This is a genomic window from Stenotrophomonas sp. STEN013, assembly GCF_056760355.1.
Window position 1 is genome coordinate 37,523 of record NZ_JBRREO010000002.1, and the last position, 23,462, is coordinate 60,984.

Consider the following 23,462-nt stretch of genomic DNA (forward strand, 5'->3'; position numbering starts at 1 on the left):
AGCGCCGCGAGGCGGTGCATCAACCAAGAGTAGTCAACAATGGCAAAGTCTCACGAAATCAAAGTCGTCCGTCGTGACGTGCAAGGTCAGGGTGCGAGCCGCCGCCTGCGTCATGCCGGCGTGGTGCCGGGCATCATCTACGGTGGTGATCGCGAACCGGCAATGGTTCAGTTCAACCACAACGAAATCTGGCTGGCCCAGTTCAACGACTGGTTCTACTCGTCGATCATCGACCTGAACCTGGACGGCACCATCCACAAGGTGCTGCTGCGTGACATGCAGCGTCACCCGTACAAGCAGCTGATCATGCACCTGGATTTCCAGCGCGTGAGCGACAACGAAGTGCTGCACGCCTCGGTGCCGCTGACCTTCATCAACGAAGACACCTCGCCGGCTGGCAAGTCCTCCGACGTGCTGGTGACCCACGAGCTGAAGGAAGTGAGCGTGGCCTGCCTGCCGAAGGATCTGCCGCAGTCGATCGTGGTCGACCTGGGCGAGCTGAAGGCCGGCGACGTGATCTACCTGTCGAACCTGAAGCTGCCGGCCGGTGTGGAAATTCCGGCCCTGAAGCTGGGCAAGGGTCACGACGATGCGGTTGTCATCGCCAAGACCGCGGGTGCCGAAGAGGCTCCGGCCGCCGAGTAATCGGCCAGACAGTGCCCGCCTTCCGGGGCGGGCACTGCGGTGCGTCTGACATGACAGGATTGCGACTGATCGTCGGTCTGGGAAACCCCGGACCCGAACACGCCCGGACCCGGCACAATGCCGGGTTTCATTTCGTTGAGGCCCTGGCGGAGCGGCAGGGTGTGCGCTGGACGCTGGAGAGCAAGCTGTTCGGCGAAGTGGCCAAGGTCGATATTGGCGGTCAGCCTGTGTGGCTGCTCAAGCCGGCGACCTTCATGAATCTCTCCGGCAAGTCGATCACCGCCGCGCAGCGGTTCTGGAAGATCGAGCCGGAACAGACCCTGGTCGCACACGACGAACTGGACATGCCGCCCGGCGTGGCGCGGCTCAAGTTCGACGGTGGCCACGGCGGCCAGAACGGCCTGCGTGACACCATCCGCTTGCTCGGGCATGGCAAGTTCCATCGCTTGCGTCTGGGTATCGGCCATCCCGGTCACAAGGACCGCGTGGTGGGCTGGGTGCTGAACCGTCCGTCGCCGCAGGATGCGGTGCTGATGGAACAGGCCATCGATGCGGCCATCGACGTGCTGCCGCTGGCGGTGGCAGGTGATTTCAATGAGGCCATGAAGCGGTTGCACACCGCGCGGCCATGATTGCGGCTTGTGCTTTCGCGGCTTGATGCTGGCGAGAGTGCAAACCGGAATCTCGAATCGTGGAGTAAGCATGGGTATCAAATGTGGCATCGTCGGTCTGCCCAACGTCGGCAAGTCGACCCTGTTCAATGCGTTGACCAAGGCGGGCATCGCCGCGGCCAACTTCCCGTTCTGCACGATCGAGCCGAACACCGGCATCGTTCCGGTGCCCGATCCGCGTCTGGAAGCGCTGGCGGCGATCGTCAAGCCAGAGCGGGTGATTCCGACGACCATGGAGTTCGTCGATATCGCCGGCCTGGTCGCCGGCGCCTCCAAGGGTGAGGGCCTGGGCAACAAGTTCCTGGCGCACATCCGCGAGACCGATGCGATCGCCCATGTGGTTCGCTGCTTCGAGGATGGCAATGTCATCCACGTCGCCAACAAGGTCGACCCGATCGCCGATATCGAAACCATCGATACCGAGCTGGCGCTGGCTGACCTGGAATCGGTGCTGAAGGCGCTGGACCGTGCCACCCGTGCGGCCAAGGCCAATGACAAGGAGGCGCTGGCACGCAAGCCGGTGCTGGAAAAGCTGTCCGCCGTGCTCGACCAGGGCCGTTCGGCGCGTTCGGCCGGTCTGGATGCCGAGGAGAAGGCGCTGATCCGTGACATGTTCCTGATCACCCTCAAGCCGCTGATGTACATCGCCAACGTCGCCGAGGATGGCTTCGAGAACAATCCGCACCTGGATGCGGTGCGTGCGCGTGCCGCAGCCGAAGGTGCCGAAGTGGTACCGGTGTGCGCGGCCATCGAAGAGGAAATGGCGCAGCTGGACGATGCCGATCGCGACGAGTTCCTCAAGGATCTCGGCCTGGACGAGCCAGGCCTGAACCGGGTGATCCGCGCCGGCTACAAGCTGCTGGGTCTGCAGACCTATTTCACCGCGGGTGTGAAGGAAGTGCGGGCGTGGCAGCTGCGTGCCGGTTCCACCGCGCCGCAGGCCGCCGGCGTGATCCATACCGACTTCGAGCGTGGCTTCATCCGCGCCGAAACCATCGCCTACGACGACTTCATCAACCTCAAGGGTGAGCAGGGCGCCAAGGAAGCCGGCCGCCTGCGGCTGGAAGGCAAGGACTACATCGTCAAGGAAGGCGACGTGCTGCACTTCCGCTTCAACGTCTGATCCTGTCCGGCGTTGCCGCACCAACAAGGCCCCGCACTGCGGGGCCTTGTTGTATCTGTGGTTTGTTGCATGGTCAATATTTCGCCACGTTTTTGAAACCCTTGCGGTGCAAGGCCTGCGCACGGTTGTCCACAGCCTTCTCCATCCATTGCACACAGCGGCTGTGGAGAAATGCCGGCGCCGTCAGGTCCAGATCATCCCGTGGCCCGTGTGCGCTGCGTTTACCCGGGCTACCCATGCTGCTGGTGGAGTGCAGGCACGTTGCAGCGTGCGTAAAACAACAAGGCCCGCTATTGACGGGCCTTGTTGGTACTACATGCAGACAGGCCCTACAGCGCCTTGCCGCCCAGCTTCCAGGTGAGCTGCAGGTAGTAGCTGCGGCCCATGCTGTCGAACCATGAGGTGTCGTAGTAGGGATAGTTCGACCAGGTCGGATCCTTCGGCGGCATCTTGTCAAACAGGTTGTTGACCGACACCGAGACACGCAGGTGGTCGGTGACGTCGTAGCGTGCACCGGCATTGAAGCGCCAGGTGGCTTCGGTCCAGGCATCGTTGTCGTAGTTGGCGACCTTGCCCAGGTAGTTGCCGAACAGGCTGGCACCCCAGGCGCCCTTGTCCCAGCTGACGCCGACATTCGACTTCACCCGCGGCAACGTGGTGGCGCTGAAGCTCACATCGAGCATGTCTTCCTTCGGATCGCCCGGGAACTGCTGGCGGGTGTGGCGATGGGTCCAGTTGTATTGGCCGGTGATGCTGAAATCACCTGCATTCGCGGTCTGCAGACGGTAATTGGCAGCCACGTCGATGCCCGAGGTTTCCTCGTTGGCGATGTTGATCGGGCCGAAGCGCACGCTGGTGATGTTGCCATCACCGTCGCGGATCACCCGTGCCAACGCGTCCACGCAGGTCGGCGAGTTGATGTCCACGGCGGCGCCGCTGTCGGTGCTGCCCAGGCGGCAGTTGGCTTCGGTGATGCGCAGCAGCTCGCGGTCCTGCGTCTGCACCTGGTTCTCGATCCGGATCTTGTAGTAATCCACCGCCAGATCGAAATTGGCCACCGGCGACCAGACAAAACCGGCCGAGAACGACTTGCTGGTCTCCTCGTCCAGGTTCATGTTGCCGCTGTAGACATCGAACGTGCTGCCGTCATAGCTGCCGTCGTCATAACAGTAGCCATCGGTGACCCCCGGCTCGGCGGTGCGGCACTGGAAGTAGTCGGTGGCGAAGCGGGTGCGGTAATAGTCGTTTCCGGCAAACAGGTAGTGCATGTCCGGCGCGCGGAAGCCGGTGCCATAGGAGCTGCGCAACAGCAGTGTATCCAGCGGGCGCCATTCCAGGCCGGCGCTGTAGGTGAACTTGCCCGGGTTCTTGTTGCCGTAGCTGTAGCGGTCATAGCGGCCGGCAGCGCTGGCCTGCAGGGAAGAGGCCAGTGGCAGGCGCAATTCGCCGGCGGCACTCCAATGATCACGGTCGCCGCTGCCATCGCCGTAGCGTGGGCCGTAGTACGCGTCTTCGGTGAGCGCCAGCGGATCGGGGTTGATCTTGTAGGACTGCTCGCCGTACTCCACTGCGCCAGCGAAACCGACGTCACCCGCGGGCAACGAGAACAGCGATGCGGTGTCGACGGTGAAGCTGAGGTTGTCGTTCTTGGCTTCAGGACGGAACGTGGACATCGCCGCGATCGAGGCGAACTCGGCCTGGGTCAACGGCGTGAACAGCCGTGCCGGGTCCGGGGTGTAGATCGCGATGCCGTCATCGTCATAGCCCTGCAGCTCGCCCAGGAACAGTCGGTTGGCTGCCGCCGCCTTGATGCGCGGCATCTTGACGTCAGCCTTGTACTGGGAGTGGTTGTAGGCGGCCTCCCAGTTCCATTCCTCGGCGAACACGCCCTTGAGGCCGGTAGTCACCGCGAACGTCTTCTGGGTGGTGGTATTCATGCGGTTTCGCAGGCCGCCAACCTCCTCCGGGGTGAACTGGCGCGCCCAGTTTTCGTACCGCTCGGTGGTGGCGTTGTAGAAGATCTTGTTGCGGTAGTTGTTGGTCGAGTTCGGGTCGTGGAACTCCCAGCCCATATGGTCGCTGGCGACATCGTTGCCGTTGGTGCCGGTCAGCAGCTTGACCTTCTGCCGGCCCAGCTGGACATCGGCAAACCATGACAGGGCGTCATTGAAGCGGTACTCGAACGAGCCGTAGGCGTTGAAACCTTTGCGCTCGTTCTGGATGGTGCGATAGGCAATGGCGCGTTCGCTGCCGCAATACGGGCCGTAGTCGTTCTCGGCGAGCACGGTGGTGCCGCCATTGAGGCCGGCCATCGCGGCGCAGCCGTCATCCGGCGCGATGTTTTCATCGTCGTCCCAGTTCTGCAGCTGGGCGATCAGGCGTGGGAGACGACGCTCTTCAGCCGGCGAATCCAGCGTTGAGTCCTGCACGTTGCGGTCGGTGCCCCACAGTGGGTGCTTGTTGATCAGTTCAACGCCGACGATGCCGCTGAACTTGTCCTGCTCAAAGCCGGTGGTGATCGTCAAATTACGCGAAGAGCCACCGCCGCGGCTGGTATCGCCGAAGCGGTAGTCGAAGGTGGTTCCATCCGTGGACTTCTTCAGGATGAAGTTGATGACGCCGGCCATGGCATCGGAGCCATAGACGGCCGAGGCACTGCCGGTAAGCACTTCAATCCGGTCAATCATGCCCAGCGGGATGTTGCCGACATCAGTGAAGTTGCTGCGGCCATTCAGTGGCAGCGGGAAATCAGCGATGCGTCGGCCGTTGACCAATACCAGGGTGTGGTTGGGTCCGAGCCCACGCAGGTCCACCGCCTGGGCGCCGGGCGTGGACTGCGCGCCGGTGGTGTTCTGCTGGCCCTGGACACTGCCGCTGTTCTGGCTGAGTGAGCGCAGTACATCCGGGACGGAAGTGAAGCCGGCCGATTTGATCTGTTCGGCGGTCACCACGGTTACCGGGGCCGGCCCCTCCACCTGGGCGCGGGGAATGCGTGAGCCGGTGACCTGGATGGTATCCAGTTGCTGGGGCTGGCCTTGCGAGGTGGATTGCGCCAGAGCGGGGGCGGCCATGGACAGCAAGGCCAGTTGGATTGAACACACCATTGCGTGCTTACGCATGACTCAGCTCTCTGATGAAAAGTGTTCTGGAAAATGTCCTTGCCACGCTCGGTAATGCCGGGCGCCCCGGTCAGGAAAATGTGAATGGGGTGACCCATCTAACACCTTTTTTACATTGTTGACCACTGCCTGAAAGTCTGGCATTAGGGGTGTAAGCGATTACATGTGCGGCGCGGAGGGCGGTATGGGGCGCAAGGTTTTGTGGCTGGGAAGGTTGGCGCTGATGGCCCTGGCATTCGTAGGGGCGGGGATGGCTGCCGCCGAGGAAAACCGAGGTCTCTCGCAGCCCGGATACCGGTACTACGAAGTCGGTGATCTGGATACACCGCGCCCGGGTGAAACGCAGGCGGCGATGATGCTGATGGGGGGCGGCGATTGGGTGCCGGAGGCGTTCCAGTGGTGGGTTGAGCGCGCCGGCAATGGGCGCGTGGTGATCCTGCGCGCATCCGGTGGCGATGAGCTGCAGAAGGAGCTCTATTACGACATCGGTGGTGTCACCGCAGTACAGACGCTGGTTTTCGACAGCCGCAAGGCCGCGGATGATCCGGCGGTACTGCGGGTGGTCCGTGGCGCCGATGCGATTTTCATCGCCGGCGGAGACCAGTCGCGCTACATCCGTTTCTGGAAGGGTACCGGGCTCAATGAGGTGCTAAATGCCCATGTGCGCGCCGGCAAGCCGATTGGCGGAACCAGTGCCGGGCTGGCAATCCTGGGCGGGTATGCCTATGGCGCCCTGGATGGGGGGAGCGTCAATTCACCGGCCGCGCTGAGCGATCCGATGGGGAGCGAAGTCACCATGGACAAAGACTTCCTAGCCATGCCGTATCTGTCCAACGTGGTGACCGACACGCATTTTGCCAAACGTGATCGTCTGGGCCGCTTGATCGCATTTGTCGCACGCGCCGCCCAGGATCGGGGTCAGGGCGACATCGTCGGTATCGGGGTGGATGAGGACACGGCGCTGTGTGTCGAGGCGGATGGGCGTGGGCGCGTCTATTCGCTGGATGACGGCTATGCGTGGCTGGTCATGCCGCGCCACACCGCAGATCGCCTCAGCGATGGCGAACCGCTTGAGTTCAGTTCGATTCCGGTGACCGGTGTGGGTACCGGTAGTCGCCTGTATCTGGATGGATTCACCGTTGACGATGCCGCATTCACCGCGATGGCCAGTGTTGTGGATGGTGAGCTTGAATTGCAGCCCGACTGAGCTTCGGGGTGTCTGCGTCAAAAAAGGGGCTTCGGCCCCTTTTTCCTTTCCGGGCCCGGCCGGGGTTGCTGCGTTTCGTGGGCGGTGCCATGCCGGTACCGCCTGTCTGGATCCGGCTCCATTCGAATGCCAAGGGGGCGCGGCATCCTGGCGGTGTCTGTTCAGACCCGGCGCGGCGTGCCTAGAATCGGGCTCTACCTCGGAGTGATCACACATGAAGCTGACTTCTGCAGTACTGCTGGGCCTGGCAACGCTGTCCTGTGGGGCGGCCGTGGCCGCTGCGCCATCACCGTTGCTGGTGATCCATGGTGGCGCGGGTGTCGAACGCAAGGACTTCAGTGCCGAAGAAGAGCGCGCGGCGCGCGCAGCGCTCACCGAAGCGTTGCGCAAGGGGCATGAGGCGTTGATGGCGGGCAAGCCGGCACTGGATGCGGTGACGGCCGCCATCACCGTGCTGGAGGACGATCCGACCTTCAACGCGGGCCGCGGCGCGGTATTCACTCACGATGGCAAGAACGAGCTGGACAGCTCGCTGATGGATGGCGCCACGCTGCGCGCCGGTGCGGTGGCCGGGGTGCACACGGTCAAGAACCCGATCCTGTTGGCGCGTGCGGTGATGGAGCATTCCCCACACGTGATGATGGTGGGCGAGGGTGCGGAGATGTTTGCCGCCGAGCAAAAGATCGAACAGGTCGATCCGTCCTACTTCCGCACCGAGAAGCGCTGGCAGCAGCTACAGCGGGCACTGAAGGAAGAGGTTGCCGGGCAGCCGCACGCGGATCTGGAAACCGCCAAACATTTCGGCACCGTGGGCGCGGTGGCGCTGGATCGCGAGGGCCGACTGGCAGCCGGGACCTCGACCGGAGGCATGACCAACAAGCGCTACGGCCGGGTAGGGGATTCGCCAATCATCGGTGCAGGCACCTACGCCAATGCGCAGTGTGCCGTGTCCGGCACCGGCTGGGGCGAGTACTACATCCGCCTGGCGGTAGCGCATGAGATCTGCGCGCGCCTGCAGTACTTGCAGGAGACCCCGGCGCAGGCCGGGCAGGAAGTCATCGTCAAGCGCGTGCCGGAGCTCGGTGGAGATGGTGGCGCCATCGTGTTGTCCGCAGATGGGAAGGCGTCGACTCCGTTCAATACCGAAGGCATGTATCGCGGCTGGATCGGAATGGATGGCGTGCCGCATGTCGCCATCTTTGCGGACGAAAAGCTTAAGATGCCCGGCGAATGATCGGTACGCCGCTGCAGTCAGAAATATTTTCATCAAATGTGAAGATTTCTGTTGACAGGATCTGCGCCCATCACCAGAATAGCGGGCTCACCCACCCCTGACCGGTAAGGCCAAGGTCCTAGACAAGGGAGTGGTGCGGAGGGATACCCAAGCGGCCAACGGGGGCAGACTGTAAATCTGCTGGCTTACGCCTTCGGTGGTTCGAATCCACCTCCCTCCACCAGTTTTACGTTATGCATGTGTTCCCGGTGCGGGAGTAGTTCAACGGTAGAACCTCAGCCTTCCAAGCTGATGGTGCGGGTTCGATTCCCGTCTCCCGCTCCATTGAACGAAATTGAAAACATGTCATAATAGACAACTCGCTCACGTAGCTCAGTCGGTAGAGCACCTCCTTGGTAAGGAGGAGGTCGAAGGTTCGATTCCTTTCGTGAGCACCATCTTACTGACGTAACACTTTCATCTGATTACCGAGAAGAAGCAGCCATGGCCAAGGGTAAGTTTGAGCGCACCAAACCGCACGTCAACGTCGGCACCATCGGCCACGTCGACCATGGTAAGACCACGCTGACCGCTGCGCTGACCAAGATTGGCGCTGAGCGCTTCGGTGGCGAATTCCACGCGTACGACGCGATCGACAAGGCGCCGGAAGAGAAGGCCCGCGGTATCACGATTTCGACCTCGCACGTCGAATACGAATCCGCCACCCGTCACTACGCCCACGTGGATTGCCCGGGTCACGCCGACTACGTCAAGAACATGATCACCGGTGCCGCCCAGATGGACGGCGCGATCCTGGTGTGCTCGGCCGCTGACGGCCCGATGCCGCAGACCCGCGAGCACATCCTGCTGTCGCGTCAGGTCGGCGTGCCGTACATCGTCGTGTTCCTGAACAAGGCCGACATGGTGGACGACGCCGAGCTGCTGGAACTGGTCGAAATGGAAGTGCGCGAGCTGCTGTCCAAGTACGACTTCCCGGGCGATGACACCCCGATCGTGTCCGGTTCGGCTCGTCTGGCGCTGGAAGGCGACCAGTCCGAGATCGGCGTGCCGGCCATCCTGAAGCTGGTCGATGCACTGGACAGCTGGATCCCGACCCCGGAGCGTGACGTCGACAAGCCGTTCCTGATGCCGGTGGAAGACGTGTTCTCGATCTCGGGCCGCGGCACCGTGGTGACCGGTCGTATCGAGCGTGGCGTGATCAAGGTCGGTGAGGAAATCGAGATCGTCGGTATCCGTCCGACCGTCAAGACCACCGTCACCGGCGTGGAAATGTTCCGCAAGCTGCTGGACCAGGGTCAGGCAGGTGACAACGCCGGTCTGCTGCTGCGTGGCACCAAGCGTGATGACGTCGAGCGTGGCCAGGTGCTGGCCAAGCCGGGCTCGATCACCCCGCACACCCAGTTCGAAGCCGAAGTGTACGTGCTGTCGAAGGACGAGGGTGGCCGTCATACCCCGTTCTTCAAGGGCTACCGTCCGCAGTTTTACTTCCGTACCACCGACATCACCGGCGCTTGCGAGCTGCCGGAAGGCGTCGAGATGGTGATGCCGGGTGACAACGTGAAGATGTCCGTCACCCTGATCAACCCGGTGGCCATGGACGAAGGTCTGCGCTTCGCGATTCGCGAAGGCGGCCGTACCGTCGGCGCCGGCGTGGTCTCCAAGATCACCAAGTAATACCTCTGCAGTATCCAGCGGCACAACTGCTGGTTACGCGAATGGCGGGCCGGGAACCCCGGTCCGCCTTCGCCGTCTAAGGGACGTGTAAACAAGCCAAGTCATACGCCAGTAGCTCAATTGGCAGAGCAGCGGTCTCCAAAACCGCAGGTTGGGGGTTCGAGTCCCTCCTGGCGTGCCACTTGCCACACTCTATCCAGTGACCTTGGTCGCACCAGCAGCAAGAGTCGGATGAATAGCAAGATCGAGCACTCCAAGAGCACCGCATCGGGTGTTGATATCGCCAAGTACGTCGGGGCTGCGTTGTTGGCTCTGGCGGGTCTGTTCTTCTGGTTCTGGTTTTCCTCACCTGAGCAGGCGGCACGCTTGGGTGCCTGGTCGGGTCAGTTGCGTGTTCTGGCAGTCGTCGTCGGGCTGGTGGCAGGTGTTGCCGTGTTCATGATGACCGGTAAGGGGCATCAGGTTCGCGAATTTCTTTCCGAATCCCGTTTCGAGCTGCGCAAGGTTGTGTGGCCGACCCGCCAGGAAGCCATCCGCATGACGTGGGTGGTAATTGTGGTGGTGATCGTGCTGAGCCTGCTGCTGGGTGGTTTTGATTTCGTGATCCAGAAACTGACCCAGTGGTTCTTTGGGCGTTGAGGAGAAAACAGTGAAACGTTGGTACGTCGTCCACGCCTATTCAGGTTTTGAGAAGTCGGTTGCGCAGGCGTTGCGTGATCGCATTGTGCGTGACGAGATGCAGGAGCGTTTCGGTGATGTGCTGGTTCCCACCGAAGAGGTGGTCGAGATGCGCTCCGGTCAGAAGCGCCGTTCCGAGCGCAAGTTCTTCCCCGGGTACGTGCTGGTTCAGATCGAAACCCACGAAGAAGCCGGTATTCCGCGTATCGACAACGAAAGCTGGCACCTGGTGAAGGAAACCCCGAAGGTCATGGGTTTTATCGGTGGTACTGCCGATCGCCCGTTGCCGATTCGCGACGAGGAGGCGGCCGCCATCTTGGATCGTGTCCAGGAAGGTGTGGAGAAGCCGCGTCCGAAGGTGCTGTTCGAGCCGGGTCAGATGGTCCGTGTCATCGAGGGGCCGTTCAATGATTTCAATGGCGTCGTCGAGGAAGTCAATTACGAAAAGAGTCGCCTGCGTGTTGCGGTGCTCATTTTCGGTCGTTCCACGCCGGTGGAGCTGGAGTTCGGTCAGGTCGAAAAGGCCTCTTGATCGATAGGCATTCGCCCATTCAGGCGATTGGCGTAAAAGTTGCTATAATTTTCGGCTCTTTCCTCGGAAAGGTGCGATCAAGGGCTGCCGAGAGGTGGCCTTTGGTGTGATTTCAAAACGCGAAAGCCGGGACGCGTGATTCCCGGTCCGATGGGGAGCCTGTTGTCGAAAGGCGCTAGCACCCGGAGAAAAACTCATGGCTAAGAAAGTAATTGGCTACATCAAGCTGCAGGTGAAGGCCGGTCAGGCCAACCCCTCGCCGCCGGTCGGCCCGGCGCTGGGTCAGCGCGGTCTGAACATCATGGAATTCTGCAAGGCGTTCAATGCCGCCACGCAGAAGCTGGAGCCGGGTCTGCCGGTGCCGGTGATCATCACGGCCTATTCGGACCGTACCTTCACCTTCATCACCAAGAGCACCCCGGCCACCGTGCTGCTCAAGAAGGCTGCCGGCATCACCTCGGGCTCGAAAAAGCCCAACACCGACAAGGTGGGCAAGGTCACGCGCGCGCAGCTGGAAGAAATCTGCAAGGCGAAGGAGCCGGATCTGACGGCTGCTGACCTGGACGCCGCCGTGCGTACGATCGCGGGCTCCGCCCGTTCCATGGGCCTGGTGGTAGAGGGTTAATCTGATGGCACAGACCAAGCGTGAGAAGGCCATCAAGGCCGCCGTCGTTCCGGGCAAGGCATACGCCTTCGAAGAAGCGATCAACATCCTGAAGACCGCCACCAAGGCCAAGTTCGTCGAGTCCATCGACGTTGCTGTGCGCCTGGGCGTGGATGCGAAGAAGTCCGACCAGCAGGTGCGCGGTTCGACCGTGCTGCCGGCCGGTACCGGCAAGTCGGTCCGTGTGGCCGTGTTCGCTCCGGCCGGTGCCAAGGCGGATGAAGCCCTGGCCGCTGGCGCCGAAGCCGTCGGTATGGACGATCTGGCCGAGAAGATGCAGGCCGGCGATCTGAACTATGACGTGGTCATCGCCACCCCGGACGCGATGCGCGTCGTGGGTAAGCTGGGCACCGTGCTGGGCCCGCGCGGCCTGATGCCGAACCCGAAGGTCGGCACTGTGTCGGCCAACCCGGGCGAAGCGGTGAAGAATGCCAAGTCGGGTCAGGTGCGTTACCGCACCGACAAGGCCGGCATCATCCACTGCACCATCGGCAAGGCCAGCTTCGACAACGCCGCACTGCAGTCGAACCTGCAGGCGCTGCTGGTCGATCTGATCAAGGCCAAGCCGGCCACCTCGAAGGGCACCTACCTGCAGAAGGTTTCGGTGAGCTCGACGATGGGCCCGGGCGTGACGGTTGATCAGTCCTCGCTGACCCTGAAGTAATCGTTTCAAGCGGGTGCGGTGCCTATGGGTGCCGCATCCGTCATTTTGAAGGCGTTGCCCGGGTCCGCCCGGGTGATAGCCGTCAAAGACCGCAGGCGCGGTCAGCGCATACCGGCGACGGGCACGGAAGCTCGATCTGGCAAGGAGTCGCCGCCGGCATAGCGGGAGCGCTTAATCGATTCGTTCTGAATCACCCTGCGTAGATGGTGCCGCCTTTCTGGAATTTTTCTGGTTCACGCACGTCTGGGGTAACCCAGGTTCGCCCACTCCAGCTCTAGAACGGCCACCACCGGAGCGTCACCCCGATGCTCCCGGCGTCCAGGATGGAAGCCGCCCAGGACCGCACACGGCAGGAGCCGTAAGCGGAGTTCAATAGGAGGAGTGCAATGGCTCTCAATCTGTCCCAGAAGCAAGAAGTAGTCGCCGAGCTGGCAGACGTCGCCGCCAAGGCCCACTCCTTGATCGCAGCCGAATACGCTGGCACCACGGTCGCCCAGATGACCGCGATGCGCAAGCAGGCGCGTGAAACCGGTGTTTTCTTGAAAGTTGTCAAGAACACGCTGGCCGCACGTGCCGTTGAAGGCACCGATTTCGCATGCGCCCAGGACCAGCTGGTTGGTCCGCTGCTGTATGCGTTTTCGCTCGAGGAGCCCGGCGCAGCCGGTCGCCTGATCAAGGATGCCGCCAAGGGCAATGACAAGCTGAAGGCGAAAGTCGTGGCAATCGGCGGGGAACTGTTCCCGGCTGGCCACGTTGACGTGCTGGCATCGCTGCCGACCCGTGATCAGGCCCTGGCCATGCTGGCCCGCGTCCTGACCGAGCCGGTCACCATGTTCGCGCGCGCCGTCAAGGCTGTCGGTGAAAAGCAGGAAGGTGGCGCAGCTGCAGAAGCTGCCGAGCCGGCTGCTGAAACCGCCTAAGTTCGACGTCCCCGTGGTTCCGTACGGAACCTCAATCCAGAATATTTTCAAAAGGTAATCAAAATGTCCCTTACCAACGATCAGATCGTCGACGCAATCGCCGAAAAGTCCCTGATGGAAGTGATGGAGCTGGTCAAGGCCATCGAAGAGAAGTTCGGCGTTTCCGCCGCTGCTCCGGTTGCCGTTGCCGCTGCCGGCCCGGCTGCTGTGGTTGAAGAGCAGACCGAATTCAACGTCATCCTGAAGGATGCCGGCGCCAAGAAGGTCGAAGTGATTAAGGCCGTTCGTGCCATCACCGGCCTGGGCCTGAAGGAAGCGAAGGATCTGGCCGAAGCCGGTGGCGTCGTGAAGGAAGGCGCTTCGAAGGAAGACGCCGAGAAGTTCAAGAAGGATCTGGAAGCCGCCGGTGCTACCGTCGAGCTGAAGTAATCAGTTCTTGCATCGTCATCGATTCACGGCGATGCAGCCAAGGCTGGGGACGTAAGTCCCCGGCCTTTGGTCGTTTCAAACCGCAAGTGGATTGCGGGTGCGGTACCTGGCGCGCGGTTGGTGACGATCTGACGCGCTGGTAAAGCCCAACTCCGTGTTCCAAGCGAGTTGGCAGTTGGAAGTAGCAGGAGAAGGCGTGCTGGTGCCGGCAATACCAGCGACTTCCAACTGGCAATTCAAGTTTCCTTACGGGTCGTGGACGCACGGCTCGCACAACAAGGTGGAAGACCTCATGACGTCCTATTCGTACACCGAAAAAAAGCGAATCCGCAAAGACTTCGGCAAGCAGCGCTCGATCCTCGAAGTGCCGTTCCTGCTCGCCATCCAGGTCGATTCGTACCGCGAATTCCTGCAGGAAAACGTTGATCCGGCCAAGCGCTCGGAGCACGGCCTGCATGCCGCACTGAAGTCGGTGTTCCCGATCTCCAGCTACAGCGGCAACGCTGCGCTGGAATATGTCGGTTACAAGCTGGGCGACCCGGTGTTTGACGAGCGCGAATGTCGCCAGCGTGGCATGAGCTACGGCGCGCCGCTGCGCGTGACCGTACGCCTGGTCATCTATGACCGCGAATCGTCCACCAAGGCGATCAAGTACGTGAAGGAGCAGGAGGTCTATCTGGGCGAAATCCCGCTGATGACCGACAACGGCACCTTCATCGTCAACGGTACCGAGCGCGTCATCGTGTCGCAGCTGCACCGTTCGCCGGGCGTGTTCTTCGACCACGACCGTGGCAAGACCCACAGCTCGGGCAAGCTGCTGTACAGCGCCCGCATCATTCCTTACCGCGGTTCCTGGCTGGACTTCGAGTTCGACCCGAAGGATGCGCTGTTCACCCGTATCGACCGTCGCCGCAAGCTGCCGGTATCGATCCTGCTGCGCGCGCTCGGCTACAGCAACGAAGAGATGCTGGCCGAGTTCTTCGAGATCAACACGTTCCACATCAACCCGGACGAAGGCGTGCAGCTGGAGCTGGTGCCGGAGCGTCTGCGTGGTGAAACGCTGAACTTCGACCTGGCTGACGGTGACAAGGTCATCGTGGAAGCCGGCAAGCGCATCACCGCCCGCCACATCAAGCAGCTGCAGGCCTCGGGCATCGCCGCGCTGGCGGTGCCGGACGACTACCTGGTCGGCCACATCCTGTCGCACGACGTGGTCGATGCGAACACCGGTGAGCTGCTGGCCCAGGCCAACGACGAGATCACCGACGAGCAGCTGCAGAACTTCCGCAAGGCGGGGGTGGATGCGGTCGGCACCCTGTGGGTGAACGATCTGGATCGTGGTCCGTACCTGTCCAACACCCTGCGTATCGATCCGACCAAGACGCAGCTGGAAGCGCTGGTCGAGATCTACCGCATGATGCGTCCGGGGGAGCCGCCGACCAAGGATGCCGCGCAGAACCTGTTCCACAACCTGTTCTTCACTTTCGAGCGTTACGACCTGTCCACGGTCGGTCGCATGAAGTTCAACCGCCGTGTCGGCCGCAAGGAAGTCACCGGCGAAGCCGTGCTGTACGACCGCAAGTACTTCGGCGAGCGCAACGACGAGGAATCCAAGCGTCTGGTTGCCGCCCATGGCGAAGGTTCGGACATCCTGGACGTGATCAAGGTGCTGACCGAGATCCGCAACGGTCGTGGCGTGGTCGATGACATCGATCACCTGGGCAACCGTCGCGTGCGTTCGGTCGGTGAAATGGCCGAGAACGTGTTCCGCGTGGGCCTGGTCCGCGTCGAGCGCGCGGTCAAGGAACGCCTGTCGATGGCCGAGTCCGAAGGCCTCACGCCGCAGGAGCTGATCAACGCCAAGCCGGTGGCTGCCGCGATCAAGGAATTCTTCGGCTCGTCGCAGCTGTCGCAGTTCATGGACCAGAACAACCCGCTGTCGGAAGTGACCCACAAGCGGCGTGTCTCGGCGCTGGGCCCGGGCGGTCTGACCCGCGAACGTGCCGGCTTCGAAGTGCGCGACGTGCACCCGACCCATTACGGCCGCGTCTGCACCATCGAAACCCCGGAAGGCCCGAACATCGGCCTGATCAACTCGCTGGCCGTGTACGCGCGCACCAACGAGTACGGTTTCCTGGAAACCCCGTACCGCAAGGTGCACGACGGCAAGGTCAGCGACGATATCGAGTATCTGTCGGCGATCGAAGAGAACGAGTACGTCATCGCCCAGGCCAATGCCCTGACCGATGGCGACAACATGCTCACCGAGACCTTCGTGCCGTGCCGTTACCAGGGCGAATCGCTGCTCAAGCCGCCGGCCGAAGTGCACTTCATGGACGTCTCGCCGATGCAGACCGTGTCGGTCGCCGCGGCGCTGGTGCCGTTCCTGGAGCACGATGACGCCAACCGTGCACTGATGGGCGCCAACATGCAGCGTCAGGCCGTGCCGACGTTGCGTGCGCAGAAGCCGCTGGTCGGTACCGGTATCGAGCGTGCCGTGGCGCGTGACTCCGGCGTGACCGTGAACGCCCGTCGTGGTGGCGAGATCGTGCAGATCGACGCCGGCCGCATCGTGGTCAAGGTCAACGAGAACGAGATCACCGATGCCGCTGATGCCGGCGTGGACATCTACAACCTGATCAAGTACACCCGTTCGAACCAGAACACCTGCATCAACCAGCGTCCGCTGGTGAACGTGGGTGATGTGATCGCGCGTGGCGACGTGCTGGCCGATGGTCCGTCCACCGATATCGGTGAGCTGGCGCTGGGTCAGAACATGCTGATCGCGTTCATGCCGTGGAACGGCTACAACTTCGAAGACTCCATCCTGCTGTCCGAGCGTGTGGTGGAAGAGGATCGTTACACGACGATCCACATCGAAGAGCTGACCTGCGTTGCGCGTGACACTAAGCTGGGGCCGGAGGAAATTTCCGCCGACATCCCGAACGTGTCCGAGCAGGCGTTGAACCGTCTGGACGAATCCGGCGTGGTGTATATCGGTGCCGAAGTGCGCTCCGGTGACATCCTGGTCGGCAAGGTCACGCCGAAGGGCGAGAGCCAGCTGACCCCGGAAGAGAAGCTGCTGCGTGCGATCTTCGGTGAGAAGGCGTCCGACGTTAAGGACAGCTCGCTGCGCGTGCCGCCGGGCATGGACGGCACCGTCATCGACGTGCAGGTCTTCACCCGCGACGGCATCGAGAAGGACAAGCGTGCGCGCCAGATCGAGGAATCCGAGATCAAGCGCGTCAAGAAGGACTTCGACGACCAGTTCCGCATCCTGGAAGCGGCCATCTATGCCCGTCTGCGTTCGCAGATCGTGGGCAAGGTCGCCAACGGCGGCGCCGGCCTGAAGAAGGGCGACATCGTCTCCGACGCGCTGCTGGACGGGCTGAAGAAGTCCGACTGGTTCACCCTGCGCATGAAGGATGACGACGCGGCCGAAGCCATCGAACGCGCGCAGATGCAGATCCAGGCGCACGAGAAGGAATTCGAGCGTCGCTTCGCCGACAAGCGCGGCAAGATCACCCAGGGTGACGATCTGGCACCGGGCGTGTTGAAGATGGTCAAGGTGTTCCTGGCCGTGAAGCGTCGCATCCAGCCGGGTGACAAGATGGCAGGCCGTCACGGCAACAAGGGTGTGGTTTCCAACGTGGTGCCGGTCGAGGACATGCCGTACATGGCTGACGGTACCTCGGTGGATATCTGCTTGAACCCGCTGGGCGTGCCGTCGCGTATGAACATCGGCCAGATTCTGGAAGTGCACCTGGGCTGGGCCGCAAAGGGTCTGGGCAAGCGCATCCAGAAGATGCTCGAAGAGCAGCGTGCGGTCAGCGAGCTGCGCGAGTTCCTGGGCAAGATCTACAACCACGACAACGGCACTGCCGGCGAGCGCGTGGACCTGAGCCAGTTCAGCGACGAGGAGCTGCTCGGCTTGGCCAAGAACCTGACCGACGGTGTGCCGATGGCTACCCCGGTGTTCGACGGCGCCCACGAAGACGAAATCCGCGAGATGCTGAACCTGGCATACCCGGATGGCGCTCCGGAAACCGAACGTCTGGGCTTCAACGCCACCAAGACGCAGATGCAGCTGCATGACGGCCGTACCGGTGAGGCGTTCGACCGTCTGACCACGGTGGGCTACATGCACTATTTGAAGCTGAACCACCTGGTCGACGACAAGATGCACGCCCGTTCGACCGGCCCGTACTCGCTCGTCACCCAGCAGCCGCTGGGCGGCAAGGCGCAGTTCGGTGGCCAGCGCTTCGGTGAAATGGAAGTCTGGGCGCTGGAAGCCTACGGCGCGGCCTACACCCTGCAGGAGATGCTGACGGTGAAGTCCGATGACGTGCAGGGCCGCAACCAGATGTACAAGAACATCGTCGACGGTGAGCACGAGATGGTCGCGGGCATGCCGGAATCCTTCAACGTTTTGGTGAAGGAAATCCGTTCGCTGGCCATCAACATGGAACTGGAAGGCAACTGATCGCGCAGGCGCTGCTGCATCTGATGCATCAGCGCCGCCCGCAGTGAACTGACAGCCCATCGACAAAGATTTCCTCCTTTCGGAGAACACCATGAAAGACCTGCTCAACCTCTTCAACCAGCAGCGCCAGACGCTGGACTTCGACGCGATCAAGATCGCGCTGGCCTCGCCGGACCTGATCCGTTCGTGGTCCTTCGGCGAAGTGAAGAAGCCGGAAACCATCAACTACCGTACCTTCAAGCCGGAACGCGACGGCCTGTTCTGTGCCGCCATCTTTGGCCCGGTCAAGGACTACGAGTGCCTGTGCGGAAAGTACAAGCGCATGAAGCACCGCGGCGTGGTCTGCGAGAAGTGCGGCACCGAGGTGACCCTGGCCAAGGTGCGCCGCGAGCGCATGGGCCACATCGACCTGGCCTCGCCGGTCGCCCACATCTGGTTCCTGAAGTCGCTGCCCAGCCGCATCGGCCTGATGCTGGACATGACCCTGCGCGACATCGAGCGCGTGCTGTACTTCGAAGCCTACGTGGTGACCGAGCCGGGTCTGACCACGCTGGAGCGCCGTCAGCTGCTGACCGAAGAGCAGTACCTGCAGGCCCGCCAGGAGCACGGTGACGATTTCGACGCCGCCATGGGCGCCGAGGCTGTGTTCGAACTGCTGCGCACCATCGACCTGCAGGCCGAAATGGTCCGCCTGCGCGAGGAAATCGCCAGCACTGGTTCGGAAACCAAGCTCAAGCGTCTGACCAAGCGCATCAAGCTGGTCGAAGCCTTCCTGGAGTCGGGCAACCGTCCGGAGTGGATGGTGATGACCGTGCTGCCGGTGCTGCCGCCGGATCTGCGTCCGCTGGTGCCGCTGGACGGTGGCCGCTTCGCGACCTCGGATCTGAACGATCTGTACCGCCGCGTCATCAACCGCAACAACCGTCTGCGTCGCCTGCTGGAGCTCAATGCGCCGGACATCATCGTGCGCAACGAAAAGCGCATGCTGCAGGAATCGGTTGACGCCCTGCTGGACAACGGCCGCCGCGGCCGCGCCATCACCGGCACCAACAAGCGCCCGCTCAAGTCGCTGGCCGACATGATCAAGGGCAAGCAGGGTCGGTTCCGCCAGAACCTGCTCGGCAAGCGCGTGGACTACTCGGGCCGTTCGGTGATCACCGTCGGTCCGTACCTGAAGCTGCACCAGTGCGGCCTGCCGAAGAAGATGGCGCTGGAGCTGTTCAAGCCGTTCGTGTTCGCCAAGCTGCAGCGTCGCGGGCTGGCCACCACCATCAAGGCCGCCAAGAAGCTGGTCGAGCGCGAAGAAGGCGAAGTCTGGGACATCCTGGAAGAAGTCATCCGCGAACATCCGGTGCTGCTGAACCGTGCGCCGACCCTGCACCGTCTGGGCATCCAGGCGTTCGAACCGCTGTTGATCGAAGGCAAGGCCATCCAGCTGCATCCGCTGGTGTGTACCGCATTCAACGCCGACTTCGACGGTGACCAGATGGCCGTCCACGTGCCGCTCTCGCTGGAAGCCCAGCTGGAAGCGCGTGCGTTGATGATGTCCACCAACAACATCCTGTCGCCGGCCAACGGCGAGCCGATCATCGTGCCGTCGCAGGACGTGGTGTTGGGCCTGTACTACATGAGCCGCTCGCTGGTGAACAAGAAGGGCGAGGGCATGGTCTTCGCCAACACCGACGAAGTGAAGCGCGCCTACGACAACCGTCTGGTCGAGCTGCATGCCCAGGTCAAGGTGCGTATCACCCACGTCGAGCGTGATGCCGATGGCAACAAGGTCAAGCGCACCTCGATCGAGGACACGACCGTGGGTCGTGCGCTGCTGAGCGAGATCATGCCCGAGGGCCTGCCGTTCGAGCTGTGCAACACCGAGATGACCAAGAAGAACATCTCGCGCCTGATCAACCAGAGCTACCGTCTGCTGGGTCTGAAGGACACCGTGGTGTTCGCCGACAAGCTGATGTACACCGGCTATGCCTACGCCACCCGCGCCGGCGTGTCGATCGGTATCGACGACATGCTGATCCCGGATGCGAAGAAGGGCATCCTGGGCGAAGCCGAAGCCGAAGTGCTGGAAATCCAGGAGCAGTACCAGTCCGGTCTGGTCACCGCGGGCGAGCGTTACAACAAGGTGGTCGACATCTGGTCGCGCACCAACGAGCGCATCGCCAAGGCGATGATGGAAACCATCGGTACCGAGAAGGTGGAAGATGCTGAAGGCAAGGTCGTCGACCAGAAGTCGATGAACTCGCTGTACATCATGGCCGACTCCGGTGCGCGTGGTAGCCAGGCGCAGATCCGTCAGTTGGCCGGTATGCGTGGCCTGATGGCGCGTCCGGACGGCTCGATCATCGAGACGCCCATCAAGGCGAACTTCCGCGAAGGCTTGAACGTGCAGGAGTACTTCAACTCCACCCACGGTGCCCGTAAGGGTCTGGCCGATACCGCGCTGAAGACGGCGAACTCCGGTTACCTGACCCGTCGTCTGGTCGACGTGGCCCAGGACGTGGTGATCACCGAAGTCGACTGCGGCACCGTCGAAGGCCTGACCATGACGCCGATCGTGGAAGGCGGCGACGTGGTGGAGCCGTTGAAGGACCGCGTGCTGGGTCGCGTGGTTGCCGAGGACGTGTTCCTGCCGGGCAACGACGAGGATCCGATCGTGACCCGCAACACGCTGCTCGACGAGCAGTGGGTGGCCAAGCTGGAAGAAGCCAGCGTGGAGTCCATCAAGGTCCGCTCGACCATCACCTGTGAATCGGCATTCGGTGTCTGCGGTCTCTGCTACGGCCGCGATCTGGCCCGTGGCCACATCGTCAATATCGGTGAAGCGGTCGGTGTGATCGCCGCACAGTCGATCGGTGAGCCGGGTACCCAGCTGACCATGCGTACGTTCCACATCGGTGGTGCGGCATCGCGTGCGGCGGCGGTGGACAACATCACCGTCAAGACCACCGGTTCGGTGAAGTTCTCCAACCTCAAGCACGTCGAGCACGCCAACGGTTCGCTGGTGGCGGTGTCGCGTTCGGGCGAAATCTCGGTGCTGGATCCGCACGGTCGCGAGCGTGAGCGCTACAAGCTGCCGTACGGTGCCAACATCACGGTCAAGGACGGTTCGGAAATCAAGGCTGGCCAGACCGTGGCGACCTGGGATCCGCATAACCACCCGATCGTGTCGGAAGTGGCCGGTTTCATCCGCTTCATCGACTTCATCGACGGCGTCACCGTCATCGAGAAGACCGACGAGCTGACCGGTCTGGCCTCGCGTGAGATCACCGATCCGAAGCGTCGCGGTTCGCAGGCCAAGGATCTGCGTCCGATCGTGCGCATCGTCGATGCCAAGGGCAATGACCTGACCATCCCGGGTACCGATCTGCCGGCGCAGTACCTGCTGCCGCCGCGCTCGATCGTCAACCTGCAGGACGGCGTGCCGGTCGGCGTGGGTGACGTGGTCGCCAAGATTCCGCAGGAAGCCTCCAAGACCCGCGACATCACCGGTGGTCTGCCGCGCGTTGCCGACCTGTTCGAAGCGCGCAAGCCGAAGGATCCGGCGATCCTGGCCGAGCGTTCGGGTATCATCAGCTTCGGCAAGGACACCAAGGGCAAGCAGCGCCTGATCATCAAGGACACCGATGGTTCGGAGCACGAAGAGCTGATTCCGAAGTACCGCCAGATCATCGTGTTCGAAGGTGAGCACGTGAGCCGCGGCGAAACCATCGTGGACGGCGAGCCGAGCCCGCAGGACATCCTGCGCCTGAAGGGTGTGGAAGAGCTGGCCCGCTACCTGGTCAAGGAAATCCAGGACGTGTACCGCCTGCAGGGCGTGAAGATCAACGACAAGCACATTGAAGTGATCTCGCGTCAGATGCTGCGCAAGGTGGAAATCACCGATCAGGGCAACAGCAAGTTCCTGAATGGCGAGCAGGCCGAGCGCCAGCGCGTGATCGAGGAAAATGCGAAACTGGTCGCCCGCAATGAGCTGCCGGCCCGTTTCGATCCGGTGCTGCTGGGTATCACCAAGGCGTCGCTGGCGACCGAATCGTTCATCTCGGCCGCATCGTTCCAGGAAACCACGCGCGTGCTGACCGAAGCGGCCGTCCGCGGCACCTCGGACAATCTGCGCGGTCTGAAGGAGAACGTGATCGTCGGCCGCCTGATTCCGGCGGGTACCGGTCTTGCATACCACACCAAGCGCCGTCGCAGTGCGTCCGGCCTGACCGAGTCTGAAATCCAGACCCTGTCCGGCACTGCAGCAGCTCCCGAAGTGGAGGTTGCAGCCCCGGAAGTCGAACAGACTGTCGGTGGCGAAGAGTAATAGTGACGACTGGCCGGCCCGTTCGCGGGCCGGCGGTTCGACCTGAACGGGGTACATGGAGGCCCCCCTGTAACGGCTCTGGATCAGGGCCGGCCTGACTGAGGCGCGTTTGACTGTGCTTTTGACGGGTTGCTACAATCGTCTGTCTCAGCAGGCCAAAAATTTGGCCTGCTTTACAATTTCCGCATCTCTGGCCGTTTTTACGGCCCCAATCAGAAGAACCTACTGATGGCGACGATCAACCAGCTGGTCCGCAAGCCGCGGCAAGCGACCACGTACAAGAGTGCCTCGCCGGCACTCGACAAATGCCCGCAGCGTCGTGGCGTTTGCACCCGTGTTTACACCACCACCCCGAAGAAGCCGAACTCGGCTCTGCGTAAGGTTGCCAAAGTGCGCCTGACGAACCAGGAAGAGGTCATCAGCTACATCGGTGGTGAAGGCCATAACCTGCAGGAGCACTCCGTGGTCCTGATCCGCGGTGGTCGCGTCAAGGATCTGCCGGGTGTGCGTTACCACACCGTGCGCGGCTCGCTCGATGCTGCCGGCGTTGCCAAGCGTCGCCAGGCCCGTTCCAAGTACGGCGCCAAGCGTCCGAAGGCTTAAGGAGTAGACTATGTCCCGTAAAGGTAATACTCCGCAGCGCGCTGTCCTGCCGGATCCGAAGCACGGAAGCGAAACCATCGCCCGTTTCATCAACATGGTCATGCTCAGCGGCAAGAAGTCCGTCGCCGAGAAGATCGTGTATGGCGCCATGGACGTGATCGGTGAAAAGAACCCGAACGCCGTTGAGCTGGTGCAGAAGGCCCTGGACAACGTTGCACCGTCGGTCGAAGTGAAGTCGCGCCGCGTTGGTGGTGCCACCTACCAGGTGCCGGTCGAAGTGCGCTCCTCGCGCAAGATGGCGCTGGCCATGCGCTGGCTGATCGACTCGGCCCGCAAGCGTGGCGAAAACACCATGCCGCGCAAGCTGGCTGCTGAGCTGCTGGACGCCTCGGAAAACCGCGGCGGCGCTATCAAGAAGCGCGAAGAAACCCACCGTATGGCGGAAGCAAACAAGGCGTTCGCGCACTACCGCTGGTGAGTTCCAAAGGGACCTTGAGT

Annotated in this window: 17 protein-coding genes and 4 tRNA genes; 20 read left to right on the forward strand and 1 reads right to left on the reverse strand. The window is 62.2% G+C overall.

What is annotated here, in order from left to right; genetic code table 11:
• The first annotated feature begins 39 nt into the window (after positions 1–39).
• The 3 genes from ACVOMH_RS04255 to ychF all read left to right on the forward strand — a co-directional run bounded on the left by ACVOMH_RS04255 (position 40) and on the right by ychF (position 2,439).
• Positions 40–645, forward strand: coding sequence for a 50S ribosomal protein L25/general stress protein Ctc (locus tag ACVOMH_RS04255; RefSeq protein ID WP_054658192.1), 606 nt, complete (start codon positions 40–42; stop codon positions 643–645).
• Positions 646–695: 50 nt separating this feature from the next.
• The gene (gene pth / locus ACVOMH_RS04260) at positions 696–1,277 is read left to right on the forward strand and encodes an aminoacyl-tRNA hydrolase (RefSeq protein ID WP_057506574.1); all 582 of its coding nucleotides are present in this window, start codon (positions 696–698) and stop codon (positions 1,275–1,277) included.
• A 70-nt stretch (positions 1,278–1,347) separates the two neighbouring features.
• The gene (gene ychF, locus ACVOMH_RS04265; RefSeq protein ID WP_481551179.1) at positions 1,348–2,439 is read left to right on the forward strand and encodes a redox-regulated ATPase YchF; all 1,092 of its coding nucleotides are present in this window, start codon (positions 1,348–1,350) and stop codon (positions 2,437–2,439) included.
• 329 nt (positions 2,440–2,768) lie between these two features.
• Here the strand turns inward: ychF and ACVOMH_RS04270 are convergent, their stop codons facing one another.
• Positions 2,769–5,558, reverse strand: a complete 2,790-nt coding sequence (locus ACVOMH_RS04270) for a TonB-dependent receptor plug domain-containing protein (RefSeq protein ID WP_481551180.1) — start codon at positions 5,556–5,558, stop codon at positions 2,769–2,771.
• A 184-nt stretch (positions 5,559–5,742) separates the two neighbouring features.
• Between ACVOMH_RS04270 and ACVOMH_RS04275 the strand changes: the two genes are divergently transcribed.
• The 17 genes from ACVOMH_RS04275 (at position 5,743) to rpsG (ending at position 23,442) form a co-directional block, all read left to right on the forward strand.
• Positions 5,743–6,765, forward strand: coding sequence for a cyanophycinase (locus ACVOMH_RS04275; RefSeq protein WP_481522826.1), 1,023 nt, complete (start codon positions 5,743–5,745; stop codon positions 6,763–6,765).
• A gap of 214 nt (positions 6,766–6,979) precedes the next feature.
• Positions 6,980–7,999: an isoaspartyl peptidase/L-asparaginase family protein gene (locus ACVOMH_RS04280; RefSeq protein WP_481551181.1), complete on the forward strand. Its 1,020-nt coding sequence runs from the start codon at positions 6,980–6,982 to the stop codon at positions 7,997–7,999.
• A 137-nt stretch (positions 8,000–8,136) separates the two neighbouring features.
• Positions 8,137–8,222, forward strand: a tRNA-Tyr gene (locus ACVOMH_RS04285).
• 27 nt (positions 8,223–8,249) lie between these two features.
• Positions 8,250–8,323 (forward strand) — tRNA-Gly (locus ACVOMH_RS04290).
• A 37-nt stretch (positions 8,324–8,360) separates the two neighbouring features.
• A tRNA-Thr gene (locus ACVOMH_RS04295) sits at positions 8,361–8,436 on the forward strand.
• A gap of 46 nt (positions 8,437–8,482) precedes the next feature.
• Positions 8,483–9,673, forward strand: a complete 1,191-nt coding sequence (gene tuf / locus ACVOMH_RS04300) for an elongation factor Tu (protein WP_481522827.1) — start codon at positions 8,483–8,485, stop codon at positions 9,671–9,673.
• A 105-nt stretch (positions 9,674–9,778) separates the two neighbouring features.
• A tRNA-Trp gene (locus tag ACVOMH_RS04305) sits at positions 9,779–9,854 on the forward strand.
• Between the two features lie 50 nt (positions 9,855–9,904).
• The gene (secE, locus tag ACVOMH_RS04310; RefSeq protein ID WP_054657547.1) at positions 9,905–10,312 is read left to right on the forward strand and encodes a preprotein translocase subunit SecE; all 408 of its coding nucleotides are present in this window, start codon (positions 9,905–9,907) and stop codon (positions 10,310–10,312) included.
• A gap of 10 nt (positions 10,313–10,322) precedes the next feature.
• Positions 10,323–10,883, forward strand: coding sequence for a transcription termination/antitermination protein NusG (gene nusG / locus ACVOMH_RS04315; RefSeq protein ID WP_054657545.1), 561 nt, complete (start codon positions 10,323–10,325; stop codon positions 10,881–10,883).
• Between the two features lie 196 nt (positions 10,884–11,079).
• Positions 11,080–11,508, forward strand: a complete 429-nt coding sequence (gene rplK / locus ACVOMH_RS04320) for a 50S ribosomal protein L11 (RefSeq protein WP_054657543.1) — start codon at positions 11,080–11,082, stop codon at positions 11,506–11,508.
• A gap of 4 nt (positions 11,509–11,512) precedes the next feature.
• On the forward strand, positions 11,513–12,211 hold the full coding sequence (gene rplA, locus ACVOMH_RS04325; RefSeq protein ID WP_054657540.1) for a 50S ribosomal protein L1: 699 nt from the start codon (positions 11,513–11,515) through the stop codon (positions 12,209–12,211).
• 386 nt (positions 12,212–12,597) lie between these two features.
• A complete protein-coding gene (gene rplJ, locus ACVOMH_RS04330; RefSeq protein WP_057506325.1) occupies positions 12,598–13,131 on the forward strand; it encodes a 50S ribosomal protein L10 in 534 nt (177 codons plus the stop codon).
• Between the two features lie 63 nt (positions 13,132–13,194).
• Positions 13,195–13,560, forward strand: coding sequence for a 50S ribosomal protein L7/L12 (gene rplL, locus ACVOMH_RS04335; RefSeq protein WP_054657537.1), 366 nt, complete (start codon positions 13,195–13,197; stop codon positions 13,558–13,560).
• Between the two features lie 292 nt (positions 13,561–13,852).
• Positions 13,853–18,043, forward strand: a complete 4,191-nt coding sequence (gene rpoB / locus ACVOMH_RS04340) for a DNA-directed RNA polymerase subunit beta (protein WP_481551182.1) — start codon at positions 13,853–13,855, stop codon at positions 18,041–18,043.
• Between the two features lie 91 nt (positions 18,044–18,134).
• A complete protein-coding gene (gene rpoC / locus ACVOMH_RS04345; protein ID WP_481551183.1) occupies positions 18,135–22,361 on the forward strand; it encodes a DNA-directed RNA polymerase subunit beta' in 4,227 nt (1,408 codons plus the stop codon).
• Positions 22,362–22,589: 228 nt separating this feature from the next.
• Positions 22,590–22,964, forward strand: a complete 375-nt coding sequence (gene rpsL, locus ACVOMH_RS04350; RefSeq protein WP_004145320.1) for a 30S ribosomal protein S12 — start codon at positions 22,590–22,592, stop codon at positions 22,962–22,964.
• Between the two features lie 10 nt (positions 22,965–22,974).
• Entirely contained in the window at positions 22,975–23,442 is a 468-nt protein-coding gene (gene rpsG / locus ACVOMH_RS04355) for a 30S ribosomal protein S7 (RefSeq protein WP_054657535.1), read from the forward strand.
• Positions 23,443–23,462: the final 20 nt, after the last annotated feature.